The organism is Umezawaea sp., assembly GCF_057122925.1.
In genome coordinates, this window is the sequence record NZ_DBNGPQ010000093.1 from 28,825 (window position 1) to 53,722 (window position 24,898).

Consider the following 24,898-nt stretch of genomic DNA (forward strand, 5'->3'; position numbering starts at 1 on the left):
CGGTGTTGGCTTTCGATGGAAGGGCATCACCGTGGGTACCCGAGTGCGGCTGCTGGTCGCGTTCCTGGTCATCGCGACGGCTTTCGGAACGTCGATCGTGTTGACCTGACACCGCTTCAGTTCGAGGTCGCGGCTTCCCGGCCGTCGGCGAGGTCGTACACGTTCGCCCAGTGCCGGAAGACCGCGTGCGACTGCTCCGCGCTCAACGCGAGCGCGTCCAGCACCGACTGCTTCTCCTCGTAGAACGCGATGGCGCGCTCCTCCTCCAGGAACACCGTCGTGAGGTCGGATTCCGCGTACACCAGCGGTTTCGCGTGGCGGGGGAACGTCATCAGCGCCGAGGAGTACCGCAGGGCCGGGTGCCCCGGAGCCGTGAACGGGACGACGCGCAGGGTCAGGTGCGGCCACTCGCACATGAACGCGAGCCGCATCATCTGGTCGTGCATGGTCCGCGGGCCGCCCACGACGAGCCGGAGCGCCGCCTCGTGGAGGTAGAACGTGGACCGGGAGTCCTCCCGCGCCCTCAGGTGCTCCTGGCGGTCGAGCCGCGCCACCATCAGGTCGTCCACGTCGTCGAACCCGTTCGCGCCCGTCGTCTCCAGCAGCGCCTTCGCGTACGCCACGGACTGGAGGAGGCCGGGGACCACCATGGTGTCGTAGCTGGTGAGCGTCAACGCCGATCGCTGGTGCATCACCAGGCACAGCAGGCCGTCCGACGTCGCTCCCGCGTGGCGCCGCACGAAGTAGCCGAGGTCCGGTTCCTGCGCGAGCCGCATGATGCGCTCGCGGGTCGCCTTGTCCGCGCCGCTCTTGCCGAGGAACGTGCCGATCTCCCAGTCGCTGGTGCCGCGCCAGCCCATCTCCAGCTTGCTCAGCTTCGCGGTCGACCACTCCAGCTCCTCGCAGAAAGCGGTGCCCCCCAAGCCAGCGTGCTTGCGCGCCTGGCGCAGTTCCTGCCCGAGCTCCCGGCTCCGCGCGGTGGTGAGGCGCGCGGGAGGCTTGTCATCCGTCTCCATGACGCTCGAAGGTAGTGCCCTCGACGGGGTGGAAGGGCCTACCAGGCAAGGGATTCCGCCCCAAGGAAGTACATTTCGGACCATGTTGGCCGCAGGTCCGAGTCAGTGCAGCCAGCCCGCCATCATCGCGGGGGAGGCCGCCAGGACCGTGAACCTGGCGAAGCGGCCCAGCGCGCCGGTCGTCACGAACAGCGCCGTCGACATGCCTGCCAGACCCGCCAGCACGGTGGTGAACATGAACGGCGGCAGGCCGACGACGGAGCTGACGGCGTGCGTGCCGAACATCCAGTGCGGGTGCCGGTGGCAGCGGACCCGCACGACCTCCAGCCGAGCCTTCCAGCGGAGCCTGAACTCCGACGCGGGCCGCTCGGCCCTCTCCCCGCGCCGCAGGAACGCGGGCAGGTGCAGCGACCCGCGCGCGGCGAGGAAGTACACCAGCTTGCCGAGCACCTGACCGACCCCCACCGCGAGGCCGATCCACCAGCACGAGATGTGGGGCTGCTGGGTCACCAGGCCGATCACGAACAGTTCGATGCTGATGACGGGGAGGATCGCCGATCCCACCGCGACACCGAACGTGAGGCACAACCAGGCTAGGACCACTCGGTCGAGGGTAGCGGCAGATCAGTGGCTCAGCAGTAGGGCCAGGCCCCCTGTCATCCGGATTTCGCGCAGCGGACGCCCACCGGCGTCCAGCGTGCGCACGGTGCCGTCCGGAGCCCAGCCGATGCGCGTGTAGAACGACGTCGAGGCCGCGTCCGCCTCCGGCACCCACACCACCGCGCGGGTCGCGCCCTGGTCGCGCAGCGCGTGCGCGGCCGTGGCGACGAGCCGCCCGCCGTGCCCTCGCCGACCCCACCTCGGCTCGACCAGCAGGCTGCTGACCAGCGCGGTCGTCTCCGCGTCGGCGGGCAGCGAACCGTCGGCGTTCTGGACCTCCTGGTCCGGCGCGGAGCCCGCGACGACGAACCCGACGACCCACTCGCCCTCGGTCGCGAGGAACACGTGCGCGTGCTCGACGGCGTCCGCCCAGGCCCGTTCCGCCTCGGGGAAGTCGAAGTGCTCGAACACCTCCGGCGGCAGCAGGCCCTCGTAGGCCGTGCGCCAGGTGTCGAAGTGGATGCGGGTGATCACCGCGACGTCGTCGGGCTGTGCGGGGCGCACCGCGGCTTCGGCCATGGGGGAAACCTAGTGGGCGGGGTGCCCGCGGGTCCGCTCCGGTGCCGCGTGGCACGGTGAGCGGGTGAAGTACGCCGCGCTGGGGGTCGTGTACGTGGTGTGGGGTTCCACCTACCTCGCGATCCGGCTGACCATCGAGTCCCTGCCGCCGCTGCTGTCCGGCGGCGTCCGCTTCCTGCTGGCCGGAGCCGTGCTGGCGGCCGTCGTGGCCGTGGTGTCCCGAGGGGCGCTGCGGATGACGCGGGCCCAGTTCGGCACCGCCGCGCTGCTGGGCTTCCTGCTGCCCGCGTGGGGCAACGGCCTGGTCGTGGTCGCCGAGCAGCAGGTGTCGTCCGGGCTGGCCGCGCTGCTCATCGCGTCCGTCCCGCTCTACGTCGTGGTGCTGCGGAGGGCGTTCGGCGAACGGCCGCCACCGGTCACGTTCCTCGGCGTCGGCCTGGGACTGGTCGGTCTGTCGGTGCTGGTCCTGCTCGGCCGCTCCGACGGCGGCACGCACGGGTCGGCCTGGTGGGGCCCGTGGCTGGTGCTGCTCGCGTCGCTCGGCTGGTCGGTCGGGTCGTTCCTGAGCGGCAGGCTGCCGACCCCGGCCAACCCGTTCGCGCTGTCCGCCGTGGAGATGCTGGTGGGCGGCGCGGTGATGACCGCGGTCGGGCTCGTGGCGGGGGAGCGGGTCGACTTCGGCTCGGTCACCACCTCGTCGTGGCTGGCCTGGGGGTACCTGGTCGTGTTCGGGTCGCTGCTCGCGTTCAGCTCCTACGTCTACGTGCTGGGCGGGCTGCCGCTGTCGACGGTCGCGACCTACGCCTACGTGAACCCGGTGATCGCGGTGGTGCTCGGGGTGGTCGTCGCGGGCGAGCACTTCGGCGCGGTCCAGTTCCTCGGCGGCGCGCTGGTCGTGGTCGCCGTGGTGCTGGTGGTGAACGCGGAGCGGACCGGACGTCGCCCCGCCGAGGTGGGCGTCGACGACCACCGGCTCGTCCGGTGACCCCGTCCGGCCGACCGGTGCCTGCCCGCGGCCAACCGATCGCGACCTGACGCGGTTCGGCCCGCGAGCCGCACCGGCACCTCCACCCGGTTCACCGAGGCCCCGCCGACCTCCGTCGGTTCTTGTCGGTGGTCGGTGGGAGCATCTCGACCGTGCAGACGATGAGAGCGGACGTGGCCCGTCGGATCGCCTTGGGGGCGCAGGGGTTCACCGACCCCCGGCCCGCCTCACCACCCGGGAGGCGGCACCTGTCCCGCGTGCTGTCGCGGGTCCAGCTGCTCCAGCTCGACTCGGTGAACGTCGCCGTGCGCGCGCACTACATGCCGCTGTTCAGCAGGCTCGGGTCGTACGCGCCGGAGCTGGTCGACGACGCCGCCTGGTCGCACTCGGCGCGCAAGCCCCGGATGCTGGTGGAGTACTGGGCGCACGAGGCGAGCCTGATCCCGGTGGAGGACTGGCCGCTGCTGCACTCCGGCGCGAAGCGCGCAGGGTGGTGGGCCAACTACCGCCCCATCGCCGAGCGGGCGCCCGGCCTGGTCGACGGGATCATGAGGGTGGTGAAGGAGCGGGGGCCGATCGGCGCCGGTGCCATCGAGCGGGAGCTGCTCGGCGAGGGGCCCCGGTCCACCGGCCCGTGGTGGGGGCGGTCGGAGGTCAAGCAGCTGTGCGAGTACCTGTTCGGGCTGGGGGAGCTGACGACCGGGACCCGCAAGAGCTTCGAGCGGCTCTACGACCTGCCGGAGCGGGTGATCCCGGCCTCCGTGCTGGCCCAGCGCGTCGACGCGGCCGAGGGGGCGCGGCGGTTGGTCACGCGGTCCGCCGTGGCGCTGGGCGTGGCGACCGAACCGGACCTGCGGGACTACTACCGGTTGGCGCCGCGCGCCAGCCAGCGGGCGGTGGTCGAACTCGTGGAGTCCGGTGTGCTCGAACCCGTCGCGGTGGAGGGGTGGGCGGCTCCGGCGTACCGGCACGTCGAGGCGAAGGTGCCGAGGAAGGTGTCGGGGCGGGCGCTGCTGTGCCCGTTCGACCCGCTGATCTGGGAGAGGGCCCGGACGGAGCGGATCTTCGGGTTCAGGTACCGCATCGAGATCTACGTGCCCGAGGAGAAGCGGGTGCACGGGTACTACGTGTTCCCGTTCCTGTTGGACGGTGAGCTGGTGGCCAGGGTGGACCTGAAGGCCGACCGGGGGGTGGGGGTGCTGCGGGTGCAGGGGGCGTTCGCGGAGCCCGGCCGGGAGAGCGGGCGGGTGGCGGTGGAACTGGCCGCGGAGTTGAGGCACATGGCCGAGTGGCTGGGTTTGGAGGGGGTCGAGGTGATGCCTCGGGGGGATCTGGCGGGTGCGCTGGCCGCCGTCGTGCGGTGAGGTCGGTGTGCCGGTGGGGGTCTGGTGGTGCTGCCGGTGGGTGGGGATTTGGTGGTGCTGCCGGTGGGGTGAGGGTTGGCTGGCGGGGATTCGTTGGTGTCGTTGGGGTTGGTGATGGTCGGGTCGGGTGGGGAGGGTGTGCTCGGGAGCCCGCGGGGGCGGGTTGAGTGCTTCCCTTGAGGGCGGCTCTCGTCGTGCGGCGTGAGGACTTGTGCTGCTGTGCAGGGCTTTGTGCCCTCATGAAGGAACGGCGTGCGCATCGGGGGTGCGCACGCCGTTGGCTTCTCGGGGTGTGGTCAGGTGCTGGCCGTGGTGATCAGCGCGTCGCCGCTGCCCGTCCTGCCCGTCACGAACAGGCTGGGCTCCTCCGCTGGAGCCTGGGTCGAGACGTCGAGGTCGCTTCGGGCCTTGCCCGAGCGGGAGGAGAGGTCCACCTGGGCCTTGACGCCCGCGCGGACGCCGATGCGGATGGCGCCCGAGCCGGTGGCCAGGGTGATGCGGCCCGACGCCGCGTCGGCGACGGTGACGTCGCCGCTGCCCGTGCGGATCTGCACGTCGTGCTGGACCGCGCCCAGCCAGACGTCGCCGGTGCCCGTGTAGAGGATCGTGTTGCCGCCGATCGACGACACCTCCACGTCGCCGCTGCCGGTCTTGGCCCGCAGACCTGCCAGCATGGGGCCGAGGCGCAGGTCGCCGGAGCCGGAGTTGACCTCGGCCGCCGCGTCGGCGCGGTCGGCGTTGATGTCGCCGGTGCCCGTGGTGATGTCCAGCCTGCCCGCGGCGCCGGTGACGGCCACGTCGGCCGAGCCGGTCTTGCTCGTCACGTGCGAGCCGGACGGGGCGCGCACGACCACCGACAGCGGAACCGCTCGCAGCGGCAGCGCCTTCGAGGACTGCACCTTCAAGCGCTGGCCCACGAGGTCGATCCGCGCGTCGCGGACCGCCTCGGCCGGGCCCACCGGCGGCGGCTTCTGGCTGCCCCCGCCGAACTGGTCGTTGACCCAGCTCAGCAGGCCGCCCAGGCCCGCCGTCCAGGACTCGCCAGCGGACGGGTCGTAGCGGACCTCCACGTGCACGCCCGGCTCGTCCACCAGGTGCACCTGCACGCGGCCGGAGATCAGCGCGATGTCGATCTCCACCACGCCGTCCACGTCGAAACTCTGCTGCCGCACCACATCTGACTCGGTCATGACCACCGATCTCCCCTTCAGCCCTGTACCCAGCCGCGGACCTGCGACTTGCCGCCGCCGCCCTTGTCCTCGCGGTCCTTGGTCGATTCCTGGTGGCCGCCCCACGGGCCGCCCTGGCCCCACTGGCCCTTGCGGCCGTGGCCGCCGCGCGACGAGTTCAGCGCGCCTGCCACCGCCTGCGACACGAACGTGTTGAGCGAGACACCCTGGGTCGACGCGGCCTGCTCGGCCTTCGACTTCAGCTCGTCCAGCAGGCGCAGCGTGATGCGGCTGATGTCACCCGTGGCGTCACCGAAGCCGCGCGGCGGAACTTCCTGCTGCCGCGGTTCGTCCTCCTGGGAGGAGTCGTCGGAGCCGCCGGTCACGACGACCTGCACGTCCCGGCCGTCCAGCCGGACCTCGACCACGCGGTCGTCCAGCGAGGCCGTGACCTCGGCGGCGAGGTCGGACAGTGCGTTCATGATGGCCAGCCGCGCGGCTGGCTCCAGCGCGCCGGACAGCGCGGCGGCCGTGCGTCGGGTGTTGTCGTCCCCGGCGGACGCGGCGGTCGCGAGGTCCTCGCGCAGCGATGCGATGTACGGCGAGAGATCCATGACACCACTATGACGTCATTGGTGATGTCAGTCAAGGAGTTGTGATGTCATCCGTGATGTCGCCTCCGGTGTCACTTCCCGTGGTCGAACGCGGGCAGTCGCGCGGCTAGGCTTCCCGGCGTAATCGAAGCTGGAGAGAGGGTCCGTTGTCGTGACCGAGACGGTGTCGCCGAAGGTGCAGTTGATCGCGAAGACGGAGTTCATCCCACCCGCGGATGTCCCCTGGTCCACGGACACCGACGGTGGTGAGGCGCTGGCCGAGTTCGCGGGTCGCGCGTGCTACCAGTCGTGGAAGAAGCCGAACCCGGCGACGGCCACGAACGAGGGCTACCTCCGGCACATCCTCGAGGTCGGCCACCTGTCGGTGCTGGAGCACGGCACGGTCAGCTTCTACATCTCCGGAATCTCCCGGTCGCTCACCCACGAGCTGATCAGGCACCGCCACTTCTCGTACTCGCAGCTCTCGCAGCGCTACGTGCCCGAGCGCGACGCCGCCATGGTCGAGCCCGAGGCCATCGCGAACGACCCCGAGCTGCACGCCCGCTTCCTGGCCGCGGCCGAGGCCAGCGTGTCCGCGTACAACGACCTCCTCAAGGGCCTGGAGGAGAAGTTCGCCGACGTGCCGAGCGCGACCCTGCGCCGCAAGCAGGCCCGCCAGGCCGCCCGTTCGGTGCTCCCCAACGCGACCGAGACCCGGATCGTCGTCACCGGCAACTACCGGGCGTGGCGGCACTTCATCGCGATGCGGGCCTCGGAGCACGCCGACGTGGAGATCCGCGACCTGGCCGTGGAGTGCCTGCGCCAGCTCCAGAAGGCCGCGCCGAACGCGTTCGCCGACTTCGTCATCTCGTCGCTGCCCGACGGCAGCGAGGTCGCGTCCAGCCCGCTCGTCAGCGAAGGCTGAGGGCCGCGGTGAGGCGGTTGGTCGTCGACGTCCGGCCGGGTGACTACAGCGTCGCCCGACTGGCGCCGGACGCACCCGTGCCCGCCGGCCTCCTGGACGCGCCCGGTCTGGTGTCGGTCACGCGGACGCCGGACGAGCTGTCGATCGTGTGCCCGACGGAGGTCGTGCCCGTGTCCGACACCGACGACCACGGCTGGCGGCTGCTGACGGTCCGCGGACCGCTGGAGTTCACGCTGACCGGCATCATGGCCGCGCTGTCCGGCGAGCTGGCGGCGGCGGGCGTGAGCCTGTTCGCGCTGTCCACCTACGACACCGACCACCTGCTGGTGAAGGGCGAGAACCTGGAGCGGGCGGCGCTCGCCCTCAGCGAAGCGGGCCACGACGTCGTCGGGGTCTGAGCAACGCGGGAGCCGCCGCGGCCGATAGAAGCAACAAATCACGAATCCGTGAAACCCGGCGGCCCTCCGGACGGTCTCAGCTAGGGTCCGGCTGGTCCGTTCGGTTGAGGAGTCGCGTCGGTGAACCCACAGCAAGGCGTGTCCGCGCAGCCCAGGGTCATCGCGGGTAGGTACACCCTGCTCGTGGAGCTGGGCCGCGGCGGCATGGGCGTCGTGTGGCGGGCGCAGGACAACGTCATCGGCAGGCACGTCGCCATCAAGGAACTGCACCTCCCCGACGGCGTGCCCACCGAGGAGCGCCACGTCCTGGAGGAGCGCGTGCTCCGCGAGGCGCGCGCGGCGGGCAGGCTGAACGACCCGGCCGTGGTGACGGTGTTCGACGTGGTCGTCGAGAACCGGATGACCTACATCGTGATGGAGCTGGTCGAGGCGGCGACGCTGTCGACCCTCATCAACCGGCAGGGCCCGATGCCGCCCGAGCGCGTGTCGTCGATGGCGCAGCAGCTGCTGTCCGCGCTGGAGGCGGCGCACGCGGCGGGCATCGTGCACCGCGACGTGAAGCCCGGCAACATCATGGTCCGCCCCGACGGCCGGGTGAAGCTGACGGACTTCGGCATCGCCCAGGCCGTGGACGACCCGCGCCTGACCACCAGCGGCAGCCTCATCGGCTCCCCCGCGTACATGGCGCCCGAGCGCATCCACGGCAACGAGGCCTCACCCGCCTCCGACCTGTGGGCCCTCGGCGCGACCCTCTGCTACGCCATCGAGGGCGTCAGCCCGTACGAGCGGGCCTCCACGGCGTCCACGCTGCACGCCATCATGAACGAGACACCCCGCCTGACCAGGGCGCACGGTGTGCTGGCCGCCGTCATCACCGGCTTGCTGATGGGCGACCCGAACGCCCGCCTCAACGGCCCGCAGGCGCGCGCCATGCTCGAACGGCACGCCGCCAACCCGACACCGCCGCACGGCTTCACACCCACCCAGGCGACGACCGCGCACTACCCGAACTCGCCGGGCGCCGCGCCGGGGAAGAGCACCGCCCACAAGGTCGCGCTCATCGCCGCCGCCTCCGTCGCCGCGGCCGCCGTGTTCACCGGGGGCGTCTACACGCACAAGTTCTTCACCACCACGGCCGCGGGCGGCGGTGCCGCCGAGCCGACGCTGACCTACGGCGAGACCGGCGACATCCCGGTGTTCGAGCTGTACGACAAGTACTGCTCGGACGGCAGGTTCGCGAAGGACGCCCAGTTCAAGAGCGGCAGCCAGGTCGAGTGCACGTCGTCGCACAACATCCAGGTCTTCGCCGACTCCGAGACGCTCGGCGCCAAGAAGGACCTGACCTACCCCGGCGTCGAGGCGCTGGGCGGGTACGCGGAGAACTACTGCGCGATGTTCTTCAACTCGGGCCGGGTCTCCTACACCGACAAGTCCGACCTCAAGTTCGGCGCGCTCGTGCCGACCGCGAAGGCGTGGGACCCCGACAGGGGCACCGGCGACCGCAAGGTGTTCTGCCTGGCGTGGCGGTCGGACGGCGCCAAGATCGACAAGTCGATCGTCGTCGAGGAATCCTGATCGGTACCCAGGAGTAGCGTTCACCCCCATGGGTCTCGCACGCGATGAGCGCAAGCAGTTGAGCGATCTGTTCGAGCAGGTGGGGCCGGAGGCGCCGACGCTGTGCTCGCCGTGGACGACGAAGGACCTGGCCGCCCACCTGGTCATCCGCGAACGGCGGCTGGACGCCGCGCCCGGCATCGCCCTGAAGCCGCTCTCCGGCTACACGCGGAAGGTGCAGGACGGCTACGCCGCGAAGCCGTGGCCGGAGCTGGTCGACCTGGTCCGCACCGGACCGCCGGTCTTCTCGCCGTACAAGCTGGCCGACGAGCTGGTCAACGCGGGGGAGTACTTCATCCACCACGAGGACGTCCGCCGCGCCCGCGAGGGGTGGGAGCCGAGGTCGCCCGACCCGATCCGCGACGCCGCGTTGTGGAAGATGCTCAGGTTCACCGGCAAGTTCGCCTACCGGAGCAGCCCCGTCGGGCTCGTGTTCCGCCGCCCGAACGGGGACTCGGTCACCCTCAAGCAGGGCCCGACGCCCGTCGTGGTGACCGGCGAGCCCGGTGAACTGGTGCTGCTCGCGTCGGGTCGCAAGGCCGTTCGGGTCGAGTTCGACGGCGACGAGGCGGCCGTGGCGGCGGTGCGGGGGCTCGACACGGGCATGTGAGGCGAACGCTCCGCGTGAAGTCGGTCACGTGGGGCGACCACCACCGTCCACCTCGGTGGTTACGGGCGGGCGCACTGGAGGTAGCGTTTGCCCCATGACCGGATGCCCGACCGCCTCACCCGGCCGCCCTTTCGGCCGCGTGCTCACCGCCATGGTCACACCGTTCGACGCCCACGGGGCGGTGGACCTGGACAAGGCGCAGCAGCTCGCCAAATACCTGGTCGAGCTGGGCAACGACGGTCTCGTGATCAACGGCACCACGGGCGAGAGCCCCACGACCAACGAGGGCGAGAAGACGGACCTGATCCGCGCCGTCGTCGACGCCGTGGGTGACCGCGCGACCGTCGTCAGCGGAGCAGGCTCGTACGACACCGCGCACAGCGTCCTGGCGGCCCAGCGGGCCGAGGCCGCTGGTGCGCACGGCCTCCTCGTGGTCACGCCGTACTACTCGCGGCCCACGCAGCGCGGCCTCGTCGCGCACTTCTCCGCGGTCGCGGACGCCGTCGACATGCCCGTGATGCTGTACGACATCCCGCCGCGCTCCATCGTGCCCATCGAGGTCGCCACCCTCCAGGAACTGGCGCAGCACCCGCGCATCGTCGCCGTGAAGGACGCCAAGGGCGACCTGCACGCTGGCCAGCGCGTGATGGCCACGACCGACCTGGCGTACTACTCCGGTGACGACCCGTTGAACCTGCCGTGGCTCTCGGTCGGTGCCGTCGGGGTGGTGAGCGTGATCGGCCACCTCGCCGCTGACCGCATTCGCACGATGATCGACGCCTTCGAAGCGGGCGACGTGGCGGGAGCGCGGGCGATCAGCCACGGCCTGCTGCCGTTGCTCCAGCCCTTCACCCGGATGCCGGGGGTCACCTACGCGAAGGCGGGGCTGCGGCTGCGCGGTGTCGACGTGGGCGACCCGAGGCTGCCGTTGGTGCCATCCACGCCGGACGAGATCGGTTCCATCTCCGCCGACCTCGCAGCCGCCGCCATTTCCCTTGGGGTTTCTGCATGAACGTTCCCACCCAGCCTCCGCCCGTGCTGCCCGAGGGCGGTCTCCGCATCGTCGCCCTCGGTGGCATCGGCGAGGTCGGCCGCAACATGACCGTGTTCGAGCACGCCGGACGGCTGCTCATCGTGGACTGCGGCGTGCTCTTCCCGGAGGACGACCAGCCGGGCGTCGACCTGATCCTCCCGGACTTCCGCGCCATCGAGGACCGCCTGGAGGACATCGACGCCCTCGTCCTCACCCACGGTCACGAGGACCACATCGGCGCGGTCCCGTTCCTGCTGAAGCTCCGCCCCGACCTCCCGGTCGTCGGCTCCCGCTTCACCCTCGCGCTGCTCACCGCCAAGTGCCGCGAACACCGCCAGGTCCCCAAGGTCGTCGAGGTCAAGGAGGGCGAACTCCGCTCCTACGGCCCGTTCGACCTGGAGTTCTTCGCTGTCAACCACTCCATCCCGGACGCACTGGCAGTGGCCATCCGCACCCCGGCAGGCCTGGTCCTGCACACCGGCGACATCAAGCTCGACCAGCTCCCGCTCGACGGCAGGCTCACCGACCTCGCGGGCTTCTCCCGCCTGGGCGACGAGGGCGTCGACCTGTTCCTGGTGGACTCCACGAACGCCGAGGTCCCCGGCTTCGTGGTCCCGGAACGGGAGATCGGCCCGGTCCTCGACAACGTCATCCGCAAGGCGAGCCAGCGCGTCATAGTCGCCTGCTTCGCCAGCCACGTGCACCGCGTCCAGCAGGTCCTGGACGTGGCGGTCGCCCACGGCCGCCGCGTCGCCCTGGTGGGCCGCTCGATGGTCCGCAACATGGGCATCGCGGCGGAGCTGGGCCTGCTCAAGGTCCCCAACGGCCTCTTCGTCGACCTGGACGAGGCCATGCGCCTCCCGGAGAACGAGGTCCTCTTCGTCTCCACCGGCTCCCAGGGCGAGCCCCTGTCGGCGCTGTCGAGGATGGCCAGGGGCGAGCACCGCCAGATCTCCATCCAGGCGGGCGACACCATCGTCCTGGCCAGCTCCCTCATCCCCGGCAACGAGAACGCCGTTTTCGGAGTCGTCAACGGCCTGGCCAGGCTCGGTGCCACGGTCGTGCACCAGGGCAACGCCAAGGTCCACGTCTCCGGCCACTCGCCCGCGGGCGAACTGCTGTTCCTCTACAACGCGGTCCGCCCGAGCAACGTCATGCCGGTCCACGGCGAATGGCGCCACCTCCGCGCCAACGCGGCACTGGCCGTCAGCACCGGCGTGGACCCGGAACACGTGGTCATCGCCGAGGACGGCGTGGTGGTGGACCTCATCGACGGCAAAGCGTCGGTGGCGGGTCGAGTGGTGGTGGGCCACGTCTACGTCGACGGCCTCTCGGTGGGCGACGTGGGCGAGTCGACGTTGTCGGACAGGCTGGTCCTGGGCGAGGGCGGCTTCATCTCCATCAGCGTCGCGATCGACAGCAACAACGGTCGCGCGGTAAGCCCTCCCACCGTCTCCGGCCGAGGCTTCTCCGACGACCCGAAAGCACTGGACCAGGCGGTGTCCTTGGTCGAAATGGAACTGTCGAGGACAGAGGCGGAAGGCATCACGGACACCCACCGCATCGCCCAGGCGGTGCGCCGCGTGGTGGGCCGCTGGGTAGCGGAAACCTACAGGCGCAGGCCGATGATCGTCCCCACGATCATCCCGGTCTGAGAAAACAAACCAAGACAAGCCAAAACTGGGGCCACCTGAGGGTGGCCCCAGTGGCATTTTCCGGCTGAACGGATGCCATTCGCCAACCTGGGCGGGACGAGTGTCCTGAAGCAGTGGCCGATTTTGCTCGGGGGATTCGACCCTTGAAATTGGTCGGGCCCGAGGCCCCGTTCCTGCCCTTTGGGCCCGTCCCAGTCGAATACCCAAAACAAGGGTCCCGCCCAGCCCTGCACGCCAGAAGCAACCTCACCCACACCGAGCAGCTTCATCGGCGGCAGCCTCAGCCAGCCGATTCACGATCCGCTCCAGGGCCAGCAGGTCCTCCCCCTCCAACGTCCCCAGCAACCCCCGGAAGTGCTCAGTCCCGGCAGCTTCCAACCGAGCCACCAGAGCCCGCCCGTCCTCGGTAGGCTCAACCAGCCGAACCCGTCGATCGCTCGGATCCTCCCGCCGGCCGACGAGGCCCTGCGCGACCAACCGGTCGACCAACCCGGTCACCGTCGCGGACCCGACGCCGAGTCCCCGCACCAGTTCCTGGCTCGACCGAGCCCCGCCCATCGACAGCATCAACAGCACCTTCAACTGCTGCATGGTCAGGTTGACCTGCAACAACGGGTTCGTGTGGGTAGAGGCGACGAGTCTCTGCAACCGCTGCTGGGCCAGTACCACCCGGTCAACCAGTTGAGCCTTCGCCGCGTCCCGCACCACCTGAAGGTAACAGCTCGACCAACGTCGGATAATATTTCGCCTCGCGCTAAATATCTGTCCCAGGCTAAACGTCTAGCTGGAGTCGCCGCATGACCTCGTTGGCCAGACTGAGCCTCGCCAACCGCGCCCTGGTAGCGCTGGTGGCGATCATCGCCACCGCGTTCGGGATCTACGCGATCCCGTCCCTCAAGCAGGAACTGCTGCCCTCGCTGGAGTTCCCGGCCGCCGTGGTCATCGCCCCCTTCCAGGGCGCCAACCCGGAGCTGGTCGAGGAACAGGTCGCGAAGCCGATCGAGACCGCCGTCCGCGGCGTGGCGGGCGTCACCGACGTGACGTCCACGTCCCGCGACGGCGCCGCCACCGTCCAGGTGCAGTTCGACTTCGGCCTGCCCGTGGCGGACGTGGTGAACGACCTCCAGCAGGCGTTGACCCGCATCCGCACCCAGCTCCCCGAAGGTGTCGACCCGCAGGTCGTCGCGGGCAGCACCGACAACCTCCCGGCCGTCGTCCTCGCGGTCAGCGCCGACACCGACCAGCGCGAGCTGGCGGACGAGGTCTCCAAGACCGTCCTCCCGGAACTCCAGGCGCTGACCGGTGTCCGCGAAGCCGCCGTGACCGGTGCCCGCAAGCAGAACCTGTCCATCACCCCGGACCCGGCCAAGCTGGCGGCGGCGAAGATCGCGCCCACGGCCATCCCGGAAGCGTTGCGCGCCAACGGTGTCTCCATCCCGGCGGGCACGCTGACCGAGGGCGACAAGAGCCTGAGCGTCCAGGTCGGCGGCAAGCTGTCCACTGTGGACCAGGTGCGCGAGCTGCGCGTGTCCGGTGCCCGCCTCGGCGACGTCGCGACGATCGAGCGGACGCCGGCGCCCGCCACGTCCATCACCCGCACCAACGGCAAGGACAGCCTCGGCATCTCGATGACGCTGGCGCCGGACGGCAACGCCGTCGCGCTCTCCCACGAGGTGCGCGACAGGCTGCCGCAGCTCGCCTCCGCGCTCGGCGGTGGCGCGGCGCTGACGATCGTGTTCGACCAGGCGCCGTTCGTGGAGAAGTCCATCGAGGGCCTCACCTCCGAGGGCGCGCTGGGACTGCTGTTCGCCGTCCTGGTGATCCTGGTCTTCCTGTTCTCCGTCCGCTCCACGCTCGTCACGGCGGTCTCCATCCCGCTGTCCGTGCTGGTCGCGCTGATCGCCCTGTGGATCGGCGACTACTCGCTGAACGTCCTCACGCTCGGCGGCCTGACCATCGCCATCGGCCGCGTCGTCGACGACTCGATCGTGGTGCTGGAGAACATCAAACGACACCTGTCCTACGGCGAGGACAAGCGCAGGGCCGTGCTCGACGGCGTCCGCGAGGTCGCGGGGGCGGTGACCGCGTCGACGTTGACGACGGTCGCGGTGTTCCTGCCGATCGCCGTCGTCGGCGGTCTGATCGGCCAGCTGTTCTCCGCGTTCGCCATCACCGTCACGGTCGCGCTGGTCGCCTCGCTGCTGGTGTCGCTGACCGTGATCCCCGTGCTGGCGTTCTGGTTCCTCAAGCCGGGCAAGGACGACGGCCCCGAGGCCGCCGAGCGCGAGCGGAAGAACGTCCTCCAGCGGATCTACGTCCCGATCCTGAGGTTCGCCACGCGCAGGCGCCTGACCACGGTGCTCATCGCCGTGGTCGTGTTCGTCGGCACGCTCGGCCTGGTTCCGCTGCTCCAGACCAACTTCATCGACTCCTCCGGCCAGAACACCCTGAGCCTCAAGCAGGAGATGCCCGTCGGCACCAGCCTCGCGGCCACCGACGCGGCGGCCAAGAAGGTCGAGGACGTGCTCGGCGAGGTCGAAGCCGTCGAGACCTACCAGGTCACCATCGGCTCGCAGCAGGGCTTCGCGGCCTTCGGCGGCGGAGGGAACTCGGCCACCGCGTCGTTCTCGATCACCTTGCGGGAGGGCACCGACACGCCCGCCGTCGAGGCGGACCTCCGCGAGCGCACCAGGTCCCTCGCCGACGCCGGTGACATCACCGTCGGCGCGGGCGGCGGTGGCGGCGGGTTCAACGCCAACACCGTGGCCGTGTCCGTCACGGCGGCCGACACCGACGTGCTGCGCCGGGCGTCCGACCAGGTCCGCGACGCGGTGCAGGGCACGGCGGGCCTCACCGACGTGACCAGCGACCTCGGCGACAGCGCGCCGCGCGTCCAGATCACGCTCGACCGCGCGGCGGCGGCCCCGACCGGTCTCACCGACGCCGCGGTCGGCCAGCTCGTCGCGCAGGCGTTCCGCGGTGCGACGATCGCGCAGCTCACGATCGACGGCGAGCAGCAGGACGTGGTGCTGCGCGGCGCCCCCGCTCCGACGGACCTGGAGCAGGTCAAGGCGCTGCCGCTGGCCGGTGGGCTCAGGCTCGGCGACATCGCCTCGGTGACGCAGGTCGACGGCCCGGTGCAGATCAAGCGGGTCGACGGCGACCGCAGCGCGACGGTGTCGGCCACCGCTACCGACCAGAACATCGGCGCGGTCACGGCGGAGCTCCAGAAGAAGCTCGACGGCCTCACCCTGCCCGCGGGCGCCGCGTTCTCCATCGGCGGCGTCAGCGCGGACCAGCAGGCGGCCTTCGGCGACCTCGGCCTCGCGCTGCTCGTGGCCATCGCGATCGTGTTCCTGATCATGGTGGTCACGTTCCGCAGCCTCGTCCAGCCGCTGATCCTGCTGGTGTCCATCCCGTTCGCGGCCACCGGCGCCATCGCGCTGCTGCTCGCGACGGACACCGCGCTGGGCGTCCCCGCGCTGATCGGCGTGCTGATGCTCGTCGGCATCGTCGTGACCAACGCGATCGTGCTGATGGACCTGATCAACCAGTACCGGGCACAGGGGATGGGCATCCAGGAGGCGGTGGTCGAGGGCGGCAGGCGCAGGCTCCGCCCGATCCTGATGACCGCCGCGGCGACCATCTTCGCCCTGGCCCCCATGGCGCTGGGCATCACCGGCAGCGGCGGGTTCATCTCGCAGCCGCTCGCCATCGTCGTCATCGGCGGCCTGGTCAGCTCGACCCTGCTGACCCTCGTCCTGGTGCCGACGCTCTACACCGTGGTGGAGAACACCAAGGAGCGCTTCCGCCGCAAGCCCGCCGAGGCGGACGAGCCGGAACGCGAACTGGTGCACAGCTAGTCGCCGTCGGCGCGTGGAGCCCCAGGGCCTCCACGCGCCGACGTGCGTCACCCCGATTCCCGGCGTGACGCGGTTTCCCGGTCAGCCGCTGTCCGACAAGCCGTGCCCCGCGTCGTCGACAGGGCGCCACGGGCTGCTGCCCGTCGTCGGCCTGGTCGGGTCCTGGAACCTCGGCAGGTCCGGCTCGTCAGCTCGCAGCGGCACCAGGCCCGCCGTGATGGCGCGCATGATCCGCTCGTGGGCCCGCCGCGCGTCGCCCGCCCGGCCCGCCGACAGGTCCGACAGGTCGACCGGGGCGCCGAAGTGGACCTTCAGCGCGGGCCGGGTGCGGATCGAGCGCCACCACGAGGTCGCGTAGGGCAGGAGGTCGCGCCAGCCCTCCGGGTGCAGGTTGCCCCAGTACATGGCCTCGTGCGCGCCCCACTGGCTGATCGGCACGACGACCGCGCCGCTCGTCAGGGCGATCCGCGCCACACCGGTCTTGGCGCGTTCTGGCCACAGGCCGGGGTCGAGGCTGATGCGGCCCTCGGGGTAGACGGCGATCGGGTCGCCGCCCTCGCGCAGCGCGTCGACGCTGCGCTGCATGGCCTCGCCGACGTTCGCCGAGCGCCGGTCGACCCGCAGGTGACCGGACGCCTTGAGCAGCGGACCGATGACGGGGGCGTCGAGCAGGCCCCCCGCCAGCATGAACCTCGGCGCGACGCGGATCCGGCGGCACGCGGCGACCAGCACGAGCGGGTCGAGGTTGCCGATGTGGTTGGAGGCCAGCAGCAGGGGGCGACCGCGCAGGGACGCGGGGATGTCGCCGGTGACGTGGAGCCGTCCGGTCACGCCGATGACGACGCGGTCGACCGCGATCAGCACACGCCACAGAAGAGGGGTGGACACGGCGGGCAGATTACGGCGTGTCGGAGGTTCGCTCTGGGCGTTCCGGGCAACCATGAGGCTGGACCTTCTCATGCCCGCTCGGGTGTGCGGCCGCCGGTGATCTCTCTGGTGCCGGTGTGACTGGAATGACCGGAGTGACGAAAAGGAATACGGTAGGACGCTATGGCGGGCCGAACGGGGACCTCGCGCAAGGGCACGACACGCGGCAAGACCGGGTCGAAGCCCCGGTCCAGCACGTCCGGGACACGGGCCAAGGCTCCGGCGCGGAAGGCGCCCGCCCGCAAGGCGCCCGCGCGCAGGTCGTCCGGCGGCGCGACCGTCGGAAGGGCTTGGGGTCTGCTGGGCCGCGGCGTCGGCGGCGCGGTCCGCGCTGTCGGCCGCACCAAGGACCTCGACCCGGCGCACCGCCGTGACGGGTTGGGGCTGCTGCTCATCTCGCTGGCCGTGATCACCGCCGCGGGCGTGTGGTGGCGGTCGGGCGGCCCGGTCGGCGCGTGGGTCGACGTGGCCGTGCGCAGCTCCGTCGGCAACGCGGCCATCGTGCTGCCCGCCGTGCTGCTGGCGGTCGGCGTCATCCTCATGCGCACCGAGCCGAACCCGGACACCCGGCCGCGCCTGGTGGTCGGCGGCCTGCTCGTCGGCGTCGCCGTGCTCGGCCTGCTGCACATGCTGGGCGGTCTCCCGGCCGAGCCGGTCGCCCGCCGCACGGCCGGTGGCGCGCTCGGCTACCTCTCCGGCGGGTTCCTGGCCCAGGGCCTCACCACGTGGGTCGCGGCACCGCTGCTGATCCTGGTCGGCCTCTACGGCGTGCTCGTGTTCACCGGCAGGTCCGTGCGCCAGGTGCTGGAGGCGCTCAAGCCCGGCGACGTCGAGGACTTCGACGCCGACGAGGACCTCGACGACCTCCCGGAGGAGGGCAAGACGGTCAAGCTGCGCAGGCCGTCGCGCAACCGCCGCCAGGCCGCGGCCAAGGACACCGTCCAGCCCGAGCTGCCGCTGGACGAGGAGGAGGACGAGACCCCCGTCCCGCCGCCGCGCCGCAGGCCGAGGGAGAAGGTGCCCGCGGCGGTGGCGGCCGAGGCCGTCGAGAGGCCGAGCAAGGAGCCGCTCGTCTCGCGGGCCGTCGAGGGCGACTACAAGCTGCCGCCGCCGACGGTCCTGAAGGACGGCGACGCGCCGAAGACCCGCAGCAAGGCCAACGACCTGATGATCGAGGCCATCTCCGGCGTCCTCGACCAGTTCTCGATCGACGCCCAGGTCACCGGTTTCACCCGCGGCCCGACCGTCACGCGCTACGAGGTGGAGCTCGGGCCCGGCGTGAAGGTCGAGAAGATCACCGCGCTGACCAAGAACATCGCGTACGCCGTCGCGACGGACAACGTGCGGCTGCTCGCGCCGATCCCCGGCAAGTCCGCCGTCGGCATCGAGGTGCCCAACAGCGACCGCGAGATGGTGCGGCTCGGTGACGTCCTGCGCGCGCCGTCCACGATCAGCGACAACCACCCGATGCTCATCGGGCTGGGCAAGGACATCGAGGGCAACTTCGTCACGGCGAACCTCACGAAGATGCCCCACCTCCTGGTGGCCGGTTCGACCGGTTCCGGCAAGTCGAGCTTCGTGAACTCGATGCTCGTGTCGCTGCTGGCGCGGGCCACCCCGGACGAGGTCCGGATGATCCTGATCGACCCGAAGATGGTCGAGCTGACGCCGTACGAGGGCATCCCGCACCTGATCACGCCCATCATCACCCAGCCGAAGAAGGCCGCCGCCGCGCTGGCCTGGCTGGTGGAGGAGATGGAGCAGCGCTACCAGGACATGCAGGTCAACCGGGTGCGGCACATCGACGACTTCAACCGGAAGGTGAAGTCCGGCGAGATCACCGCGCCGCCCGGCAGCGAGCGCGAGTACCGGCCGTACCCCTACATCATGGCGATCGTCGACGAGCTGGCCGACCTGATGATGACGGCCCCGCGCGACGTCGAGGACGCGATCGTCCGCATCACCCAGAAGGCCCGCGCCGCGGGCATCCACCTGGTGCTGGCGACGCAGCGGCCGTCGGTGGACGTGGTGACCGGCCTGATCAAGACCAACGTGCCGTCGCGGCTGGCGTTCGCCACGTCGTCGCTGACCGACTCGCGGGTCATCCTCGACCAGCCAGGCGCGGAGAAGCTGATCGGCATGGGCGACGCGCTGTACCTGCCGATGGGCGCCTCGAAGTCGGTGCGCGTGCAGGGCGCGTTCGTCGGCGACGAGGAGATCACCGAGATCGTCGACTTCGTCAAGAACCAGGCGCAGCCGGAGTACACGGACGGCGTCACGGCGGCGAAGGCGGGGGAGAAGAAGGAGATCGACGCCGACATCGGCGACGACCTCGACCTGCTGGTGCAGGCCACCGAGCTGATCGTCACGTCCCAGTTCGGGTCGACGTCGATGCTCCAGCGCAAGCTGCGCGTCGGCTTCGCCAAGGCGGGCAGGCTGATGGACCTGCTGGAGACGCGCGGCGTGGTCGGCCCGTCGGAGGGCTCGAAGGCCCGCGAGGTGCTGATCAAGCCGGACGAGCTGGACTCCGTGCTGTACCTGATGCGCGGTGGTGGCGGGCCGGAGCCCGACGACGACTGACCGGTGCCGGGGCGGGCCGGGAGAAGGCCCGCCCCGACGGCCGGACTACTTCGCGTACGCCGCGGCCTTCGCCTGGACGTTGAACTTGGCGACCGCGTCGGCGGTGCTCACCGAACTCGCGCCGAACTCGCGGACGGCCGCGTAGTACAGGTCGGCCGTGCGGTTGCACGCCCAGTTGCCCGCGCACTGGAAGTACATGTCGGACTTGAAGTTGTTGTCGATCCTCAACCGGCTCGTCTCGTTGAACCGGTTCTGCCGCTTGTAGTTGCGGTAGCCGAAGTCGTGGCGGTGGCACGCGGGCAGGAACTTGAAGCCGAACGGGTTGTCCGGCGACCACGAACAGCCGTCGTCCGACCAGTCGAGCTGGTCCGCGTTGGGCCGCTGGGCCTTGAGCGCGCTGAACTGCGCCAGCGTCTTGCTGAACAGGTAGTTGTCCGTGACCGCCGGGGCGTCGATGGCTTGGGCCGTACCGGCCCCGAGCACCAGCGCCAGCACGGCGACGAACGCGGCGACGGTGGTGCGGGACATGCGGCGCAGGGAATTCGCGAGCAAGTTGTGCCCCCTCGTGAGTAGTTGTGATGTGGTTCATACATCTACTCGTGGCACCTATGTCACCCCTATACGGCGTAAAAATCGACAACAATGGGTGAATCGTCGAGAGCCTTGCCCCAGGGGTAAAAGTTCTTGACCCGCGACCGCATTGTGCGGCGCCCCGCGGGGGTTCGGGAAAACGAATTGAAGATCACCGCGCGACGCCGTTCGGAGGAGCTACGAGATCGTCTCGTCGTGGTCGTCGCCCCGGTCCAGGAACCGGCGGATCTCCGGCTCGTCGGGGATCTCCTCGCGAGGTTCGGGGTCGACCAGCCGCTCGGCGATCGGGACCGCCTCGTCCGCCCACGCGGGCTGGAAACCCTCTCCGGGGAGGAGGCCGTGCCTGCGGGCGAACTCCTCGGCGGAATCGCGGATGGACTCCCGCAGCGTGCCGATGACGACGGTTTCGGCCGTGTAGGTCAGTTCCACGAGCAGGGCGCGGACGCGGTCGAGCTGGTCCTCCTCGCCGGTGGTGGCGGCCAGGTGCGGCCAGAGCCTGCGCTCGAAGATCTCGACGAACTCGCCGGCGATCCGGTCCGTCTCGTCGCGCAGGACGGTGAACTTGTCCAGCACGTCGTCGCTCGGCAGCCCGAGGCCCGTCAACCGGTTGCCCGCGTCGAGCGCCCAGCGGCGGCAGTGCGGCCAGCCGTGGCGCCACCGGACGAGACCCAGTTGCAGCGCGCGGCGCAGCAGCCGCGGCCGGAGGCTGCCGGTGGGGACGAGCCTGCTGATGTCCCGGACGCGGATGCGCACCCAGTCGTCGGGGCCCTCCGCGTCGCCGACGCCGAGGACGGCGGCGACGCTCGCGCCCTTCTCCCGCGCCGCCACGAGTTCCGCGATGGCGGGCAGCGAGAAGCCCCTGGCCTGGAGCCGCTGCACGAGCGTGAGGCGTTCCAGGTGCGACGCGTCGTAGTGCGCGACGCGACCCTGCCTGCGCGGCGGGTGCAGCACGCCCTTGGTCTGGTACATGCGGATCGTGCTGCTCGGCAGCCCCGCCCGCGCGGCGAGTTCGTCGACCGTCAACTGCTCGCCGCTGGGTGGGGACACGTCAGCCATCCTGGGTGCGTGGCACTCGCACAGTCAAGACTCTTCTAGTGTTCGTTAGAACGGTCGAGGTGGAGCAGCATCCGCGAGTTCCCCAGCGTGTTCGGCTTCACGTAGGACAGGTCGAGGAACTCGGCGACGCCCTCGTCCACCGAGCGCCGGATCTCCTCGTACACCTCCGGCGACACCGGCGTCCCGTCGATCTCGACGAAGCCGTGCTTGCCGAAGAACTCCGTCTCGAAGGTCAGCACGAAGATCCGCGACAGCTCCAGCTCCCGCGCGACGGTCACGAGCTGCGCCACGATCCGGTGACCCAGGCCCCTGCCGAGCGCCGCCGGGTCGACCGCGACCGTCCTGATCTCGGCCAGGTCCTCCCACAGCACGTGCAGCGCGCCGCAGCCCCTGACGACCCCGTCGACCTCGGCCACCCAGAACTCCTGCACGTCCTCGTACAGGGTGACCAGGGGTTTCTCCAGCAGGACCTTGCCGACGTACTGGTCGACCAGCGCCTTCATCGCCCGCACATCGCTGGTGCGGGCCCTTCGCACGACTACGCCACCGCTCACGACCGCTGAATTTAGTGCCGCGCCCGAACTTCGCCGGTGTCACGTGTCCCACTGGCGTGGAGGGAGTGAATTCCAGTCAACGAGCCCTGGCCGGTTACCCTGGGCGCGTGTCCACTCCCACCACGTCCAAGCGCGTAGCCATGCTCACTCTCGGGTGCGCCCGCAACGAGGTCGACTCGGAGGAGCTCGCCGGGCGGCTGACGAGCGGCGGGTGGGAACTGGTCGACACCGACGACGGCGCCGCCGACGTCGTGGTGGTCAACACCTGCGGTTTCGTCGAGTCCGCGAAGAAGGACTCCATCGACACGCTGCTGGCGGCGTCGGACAGCGGCGCGAAGGTCGTCGCGGTCGGCTGCATGGCCGAGCGGTACGGCGCGGAGCTGGCGTCGAGCCTGCCCGAGGCCGACGCGGTGCTCGGCTTCGACCACTACGCGGACCTCGCCGCGCGGCTGGACGACGTGGCCGCGGGCCGCTCGATCGAGTCGCACAAGCCGGTCGACCGCCGCACGCTGCTGCCGCTCACGCCCGTGCAGCGGCCCGCCGCGGTCACCAAGGACGACGTGCAGGTGCCCGGCCACGGCTGGGGCCCCACGAAGGTCATGCGCAAGCGCCTGGACACCGCTCCCGTGGCGCCGCTGAAGATCGCGTCCGGCTGCGACCGCCGCTGCTCGTTCTGCGCCATCCCGTCGTTCCGGGGCTCGTTCGTGTCGCGCCACCCCGACGAGGTCGTGGCCGAGGCCCGCTGGCTGGCCGAGCAGGGCGTGCGCGAGCTGTTCCTGGTGAGCGAGAACTCGACGTCCTACGGCAAGGACCTGCCGCGCGACCTGGGCGGGGGCAGCGCGCTGGACCTGCTGCTGCCCCGGCTCGCCGAGATCGAGGGCGTCGACCGCGTCCGCGTGTCCTACCTCCAGCCCGCCGAGACGAAGCCGGGCCTGGTCAAGGCCATCGCGACCACGCCGGGCGTCGCCCAGTACTTCGACATGTCGTTCCAGCACTCCAGCGAGTCGGTGCTGCGCCGGATGCGCCGGTTCGGCTCCACGGACTCGTTCCTCGGCCTGATCAGGCAGATCCGCGAGCTGGCGCCCGAGGCGGGCATCCGCAGCAACGTGATCGTCGGCTTCCCCGGTGAGACCGAGGAGGACGTGGCCGAGCTGGAGCGCTTCCTCACCGAGGGCATGCTCGACGCCGTCGGCGTCTTCGGCTACTCCGACGAGGACGGCACCGAGGCCGAGGACCTGCCGGACAAGCTGGACCAGGACACCATCACCGCCCGCGTGACCCGGCTGACCGCGCTGGTCGAGGAGCTGACCTCCCAGCGCGCCGAGGACAGGGTCGGGCAGGAGGTGGTCGTCCTGGTCGAGCACGAGGAGGACGACGAGTCCGACTGCGTCGGCCGCGCCGCCCACCAGGCCCCCGAGGTCGACGGCGAGTGCGTGGTCGTGGACGCCGAGGGCCTCAAGGTCGGCGACCTCGTGCGCTGCGTCGTCGACTCCTCCGAGGGCGTCGACCTGGTCTGCACCCCGATCGAGGTCCTGCCGAGGGGCGGTCCCCGGTGACGGACGTGGGCGGGGACCCGCCCACAGCGACACCGGTCCCGCTGCTGAACATCGCGAACATCCTCACGATGTCCCGGCTCGTGCTGGTGCCGGTGTTCCTGGCGGCCCTGTTCGCCGCGGACGGCCAGCAGACCACGTGGCGGCTGGCCGCGTTCGCGGTGTTCGCCGTCGCGTCGTTCACCGACCACGTGGACGGCAACCTGGCCCGCAAGCACGGCCTGATCACGGACTTCGGCAAGATCGCGGACCCGATCGCGGACAAGGCCCTCACGGGCGCCGCGCTGGTCGGGTTGAGCCTGCTCGGCGAACTGCCGTGGTGGGTGACCGTGGTCATCGCCGTCCGCGAGGTCGGCGTGACGCTGCTGCGGTTCTGGGTGATCCGGCACGGCGTGATCCCGGCCAGCCGGGGCGGCAAGGCCAAGACGCTCGTGCAGGTCCTCGCCATCGGCCTCTACGTGCTGCCGCTGCCCTCGCTGCTGGTCCCGGTGGCCGAGGTGCTCATGGGCGCCGCGGTGGTCCTGACCGTCGTGACGGGCGTCGACTACGTCATCCGCGCCGTGCGGCTGCGCGCCCGAGGGCGCCGCGCCGTGGCGGGCGCGTGACCGACCCGGCCGCCGTCGTCGCGCTGCTGCGCGCCCGCGGCGAGACCGTGGCGACGGCCGAGTCGTTGACCGCCGGTCTCGTGACGGCCGCCCTGACGTCCGTGCCGGGCTCCAGCGCCGTCGTGCGCGGCGGCCTCGTCGTCTACGCGACCGACCTCAAGCACGCGCTCGCGGGCGTGGACGAGGCCCTGCTGGCCGACCACGGCGCCGTGCACCCCGAGGTGGCCCGTCAACTCGCCGAGGGCGCCCGGACGCGCTGCGGGGCCACCTGGGGCCTCGGACTGACCGGTGTGGCCGGACCGGACCCGCAGGACGGCGTCGAACCGGGCACCGTGCACGTCGCCGTGTCGGACGCGACCGGGACCTCGGTGGAGACGATGACTCTGGGTGGCGATCGTCACGAAGTGCGCTCCGCGTCCGTCGACGGCGTGCTCACCCTCCTGCTGAACCGGCTGACCAGCGCTTCCGGGTGACGTGCCCGGTGGATTCCGTTGCCGAACGGTGAACGGGCCGGGAACTCGACGGCCTCGCCGCTCGTTCGCCCTTGGCGGACGTGTCCCGAAGTAACTGCCCGTTGTCCGGGTGTATCGGTAACGTGGGGGCACGGCCGGCCGGAAGGAGGCGCGCG

General features: G+C 70.9%; 23 protein-coding genes. 13 read left to right on the top strand and 10 right to left on the bottom strand.

The features are described 5' to 3' along the window. Positions 1-116: 116 nt before the first annotated feature. The 3 genes from AC156L_RS20890 to AC156L_RS20900 all read right to left on the bottom strand — a co-directional run bounded on the left by AC156L_RS20890 (position 117) and on the right by AC156L_RS20900 (position 2,195). Positions 117-1,016 carry a helix-turn-helix domain-containing protein gene (locus AC156L_RS20890; RefSeq protein ID WP_330875927.1) on the bottom strand — a complete coding sequence of 300 codons (900 nt, stop codon included), beginning with the start codon at positions 1,014-1,016 and terminating at the stop codon, positions 117-119. 102 nt (positions 1,017-1,118) lie between these two features. Beyond that, a complete protein-coding gene (locus AC156L_RS20895; RefSeq protein ID WP_330875926.1) occupies positions 1,119-1,619 on the bottom strand; it encodes a hypothetical protein in 501 nt (166 codons plus the stop codon). Positions 1,620-1,640: 21 nt separating this feature from the next. Beyond that, on the bottom strand, positions 1,641-2,195 hold the full coding sequence (locus AC156L_RS20900; protein WP_330875925.1) for a GNAT family N-acetyltransferase: 555 nt from the start codon (positions 2,193-2,195) through the stop codon (positions 1,641-1,643). A gap of 64 nt (positions 2,196-2,259) precedes the next feature. On the opposite strand from AC156L_RS20900, the gene AC156L_RS20905 reads away from it, so the two are divergent. Continuing rightward, a complete protein-coding gene (locus tag AC156L_RS20905; protein ID WP_330875924.1) occupies positions 2,260-3,180 on the top strand; it encodes an EamA family transporter in 921 nt (306 codons plus the stop codon). 161 nt (positions 3,181-3,341) lie between these two features. Further along, positions 3,342-4,544: a winged helix-turn-helix domain-containing protein gene (locus AC156L_RS20910; RefSeq protein ID WP_330875923.1), complete on the top strand. Its 1,203-nt coding sequence runs from the start codon at positions 3,342-3,344 to the stop codon at positions 4,542-4,544. A 296-nt stretch (positions 4,545-4,840) separates the two neighbouring features. Here the strand turns inward: AC156L_RS20910 and AC156L_RS20915 are convergent, their stop codons facing one another. Both AC156L_RS20915 and AC156L_RS20920 read right to left on the bottom strand, forming a co-directional pair. Next, positions 4,841-5,734 (bottom strand): DUF4097 family beta strand repeat-containing protein, encoded by an 894-nt coding sequence (locus AC156L_RS20915; RefSeq protein ID WP_330875922.1) that lies wholly within the window; start codon positions 5,732-5,734, stop codon positions 4,841-4,843. 17 nt (positions 5,735-5,751) lie between these two features. Continuing rightward, entirely contained in the window at positions 5,752-6,327 is a 576-nt protein-coding gene (locus AC156L_RS20920) for a toxin-antitoxin system HicB family antitoxin (protein ID WP_330875921.1), read from the bottom strand. 151 nt (positions 6,328-6,478) lie between these two features. Between AC156L_RS20920 and thyX the strand changes: the two genes are divergently transcribed. The 6 genes from thyX to AC156L_RS20950 all read left to right on the top strand — a co-directional run bounded on the left by thyX (position 6,479) and on the right by AC156L_RS20950 (position 12,541). Then, a complete protein-coding gene (gene thyX, locus AC156L_RS20925; protein ID WP_330875920.1) occupies positions 6,479-7,231 on the top strand; it encodes an FAD-dependent thymidylate synthase in 753 nt (250 codons plus the stop codon). 8 nt (positions 7,232-7,239) lie between these two features. Next, complete coding sequence (locus tag AC156L_RS20930) at positions 7,240-7,629, top strand: ACT domain-containing protein (protein ID WP_330875919.1); 390 nt, start codon at positions 7,240-7,242, stop codon at positions 7,627-7,629. Between the two features lie 120 nt (positions 7,630-7,749). After that, positions 7,750-9,204, top strand: a complete 1,455-nt coding sequence (locus tag AC156L_RS20935; RefSeq protein ID WP_330875918.1) for a serine/threonine-protein kinase — start codon at positions 7,750-7,752, stop codon at positions 9,202-9,204. A 28-nt stretch (positions 9,205-9,232) separates the two neighbouring features. Continuing rightward, positions 9,233-9,853 carry a TIGR03085 family metal-binding protein gene (locus tag AC156L_RS20940; protein ID WP_330875917.1) on the top strand — a complete coding sequence of 207 codons (621 nt, stop codon included), beginning with the start codon at positions 9,233-9,235 and terminating at the stop codon, positions 9,851-9,853. Between the two features lie 94 nt (positions 9,854-9,947). Continuing rightward, entirely contained in the window at positions 9,948-10,865 is a 918-nt protein-coding gene (gene dapA / locus AC156L_RS20945; protein ID WP_330875916.1) for a 4-hydroxy-tetrahydrodipicolinate synthase, read from the top strand. Continuing rightward, positions 10,862-12,541: a ribonuclease J gene (locus tag AC156L_RS20950; protein WP_330875915.1), complete on the top strand. Its 1,680-nt coding sequence runs from the start codon at positions 10,862-10,864 to the stop codon at positions 12,539-12,541. The genes dapA and AC156L_RS20950 overlap by 4 nt, the downstream gene beginning before the upstream one ends. A gap of 246 nt (positions 12,542-12,787) precedes the next feature. Here the strand turns inward: AC156L_RS20950 and AC156L_RS20955 are convergent, their stop codons facing one another. Further along, positions 12,788-13,246, bottom strand: coding sequence for a MarR family winged helix-turn-helix transcriptional regulator (locus tag AC156L_RS20955; protein WP_330875914.1), 459 nt, complete (start codon positions 13,244-13,246; stop codon positions 12,788-12,790). A 92-nt stretch (positions 13,247-13,338) separates the two neighbouring features. Between AC156L_RS20955 and AC156L_RS20960 the strand changes: the two genes are divergently transcribed. Next, a complete protein-coding gene (locus tag AC156L_RS20960; RefSeq protein ID WP_330875913.1) occupies positions 13,339-16,404 on the top strand; it encodes an efflux RND transporter permease subunit in 3,066 nt (1,021 codons plus the stop codon). A gap of 81 nt (positions 16,405-16,485) precedes the next feature. Here the strand turns inward: AC156L_RS20960 and AC156L_RS20965 are convergent, their stop codons facing one another. Beyond that, the gene (locus AC156L_RS20965; RefSeq protein WP_414719870.1) at positions 16,486-17,346 is read right to left on the bottom strand and encodes a lysophospholipid acyltransferase family protein; all 861 of its coding nucleotides are present in this window, start codon (positions 17,344-17,346) and stop codon (positions 16,486-16,488) included. A gap of 108 nt (positions 17,347-17,454) precedes the next feature. On the opposite strand from AC156L_RS20965, the gene AC156L_RS20970 reads away from it, so the two are divergent. Further along, a complete protein-coding gene (locus AC156L_RS20970) occupies positions 17,455-19,911 on the top strand; it encodes an FtsK/SpoIIIE family DNA translocase (protein WP_330875910.1) in 2,457 nt (818 codons plus the stop codon). A gap of 45 nt (positions 19,912-19,956) precedes the next feature. Here the strand turns inward: AC156L_RS20970 and AC156L_RS20975 are convergent, their stop codons facing one another. The 3 genes from AC156L_RS20975 to AC156L_RS20985 all read right to left on the bottom strand — a co-directional run bounded on the left by AC156L_RS20975 (position 19,957) and on the right by AC156L_RS20985 (position 22,112). Then, on the bottom strand, positions 19,957-20,439 hold the full coding sequence (locus AC156L_RS20975; RefSeq protein ID WP_330875909.1) for a phospholipase: 483 nt from the start codon (positions 20,437-20,439) through the stop codon (positions 19,957-19,959). Positions 20,440-20,679: 240 nt separating this feature from the next. Next, entirely contained in the window at positions 20,680-21,558 is an 879-nt protein-coding gene (locus AC156L_RS20980; RefSeq protein WP_330875908.1) for a MerR family transcriptional regulator, read from the bottom strand. Positions 21,559-21,593: 35 nt separating this feature from the next. Then, complete coding sequence (locus tag AC156L_RS20985) at positions 21,594-22,112, bottom strand: amino-acid N-acetyltransferase (protein WP_330875907.1); 519 nt, start codon at positions 22,110-22,112, stop codon at positions 21,594-21,596. A gap of 140 nt (positions 22,113-22,252) precedes the next feature. Here AC156L_RS20985 and rimO point away from each other — a divergent pair, with 140 nt between their 5' ends. The 3 genes from rimO to AC156L_RS21000 all read left to right on the top strand — a co-directional run bounded on the left by rimO (position 22,253) and on the right by AC156L_RS21000 (position 24,743). Further along, positions 22,253-23,668 carry a 30S ribosomal protein S12 methylthiotransferase RimO gene (rimO, locus tag AC156L_RS20990; RefSeq protein ID WP_414719874.1) on the top strand — a complete coding sequence of 472 codons (1,416 nt, stop codon included), beginning with the start codon at positions 22,253-22,255 and terminating at the stop codon, positions 23,666-23,668. Positions 23,669-23,736: 68 nt separating this feature from the next. Beyond that, positions 23,737-24,270 carry a CDP-diacylglycerol--glycerol-3-phosphate 3-phosphatidyltransferase gene (gene pgsA, locus AC156L_RS20995; protein ID WP_330875960.1) on the top strand — a complete coding sequence of 178 codons (534 nt, stop codon included), beginning with the start codon at positions 23,737-23,739 and terminating at the stop codon, positions 24,268-24,270. Next, entirely contained in the window at positions 24,267-24,743 is a 477-nt protein-coding gene (locus AC156L_RS21000) for a CinA family protein (RefSeq protein WP_330875905.1), read from the top strand. The genes pgsA and AC156L_RS21000 overlap by 4 nt, the downstream gene beginning before the upstream one ends. Positions 24,744-24,898 lie beyond the last annotated feature (155 nt).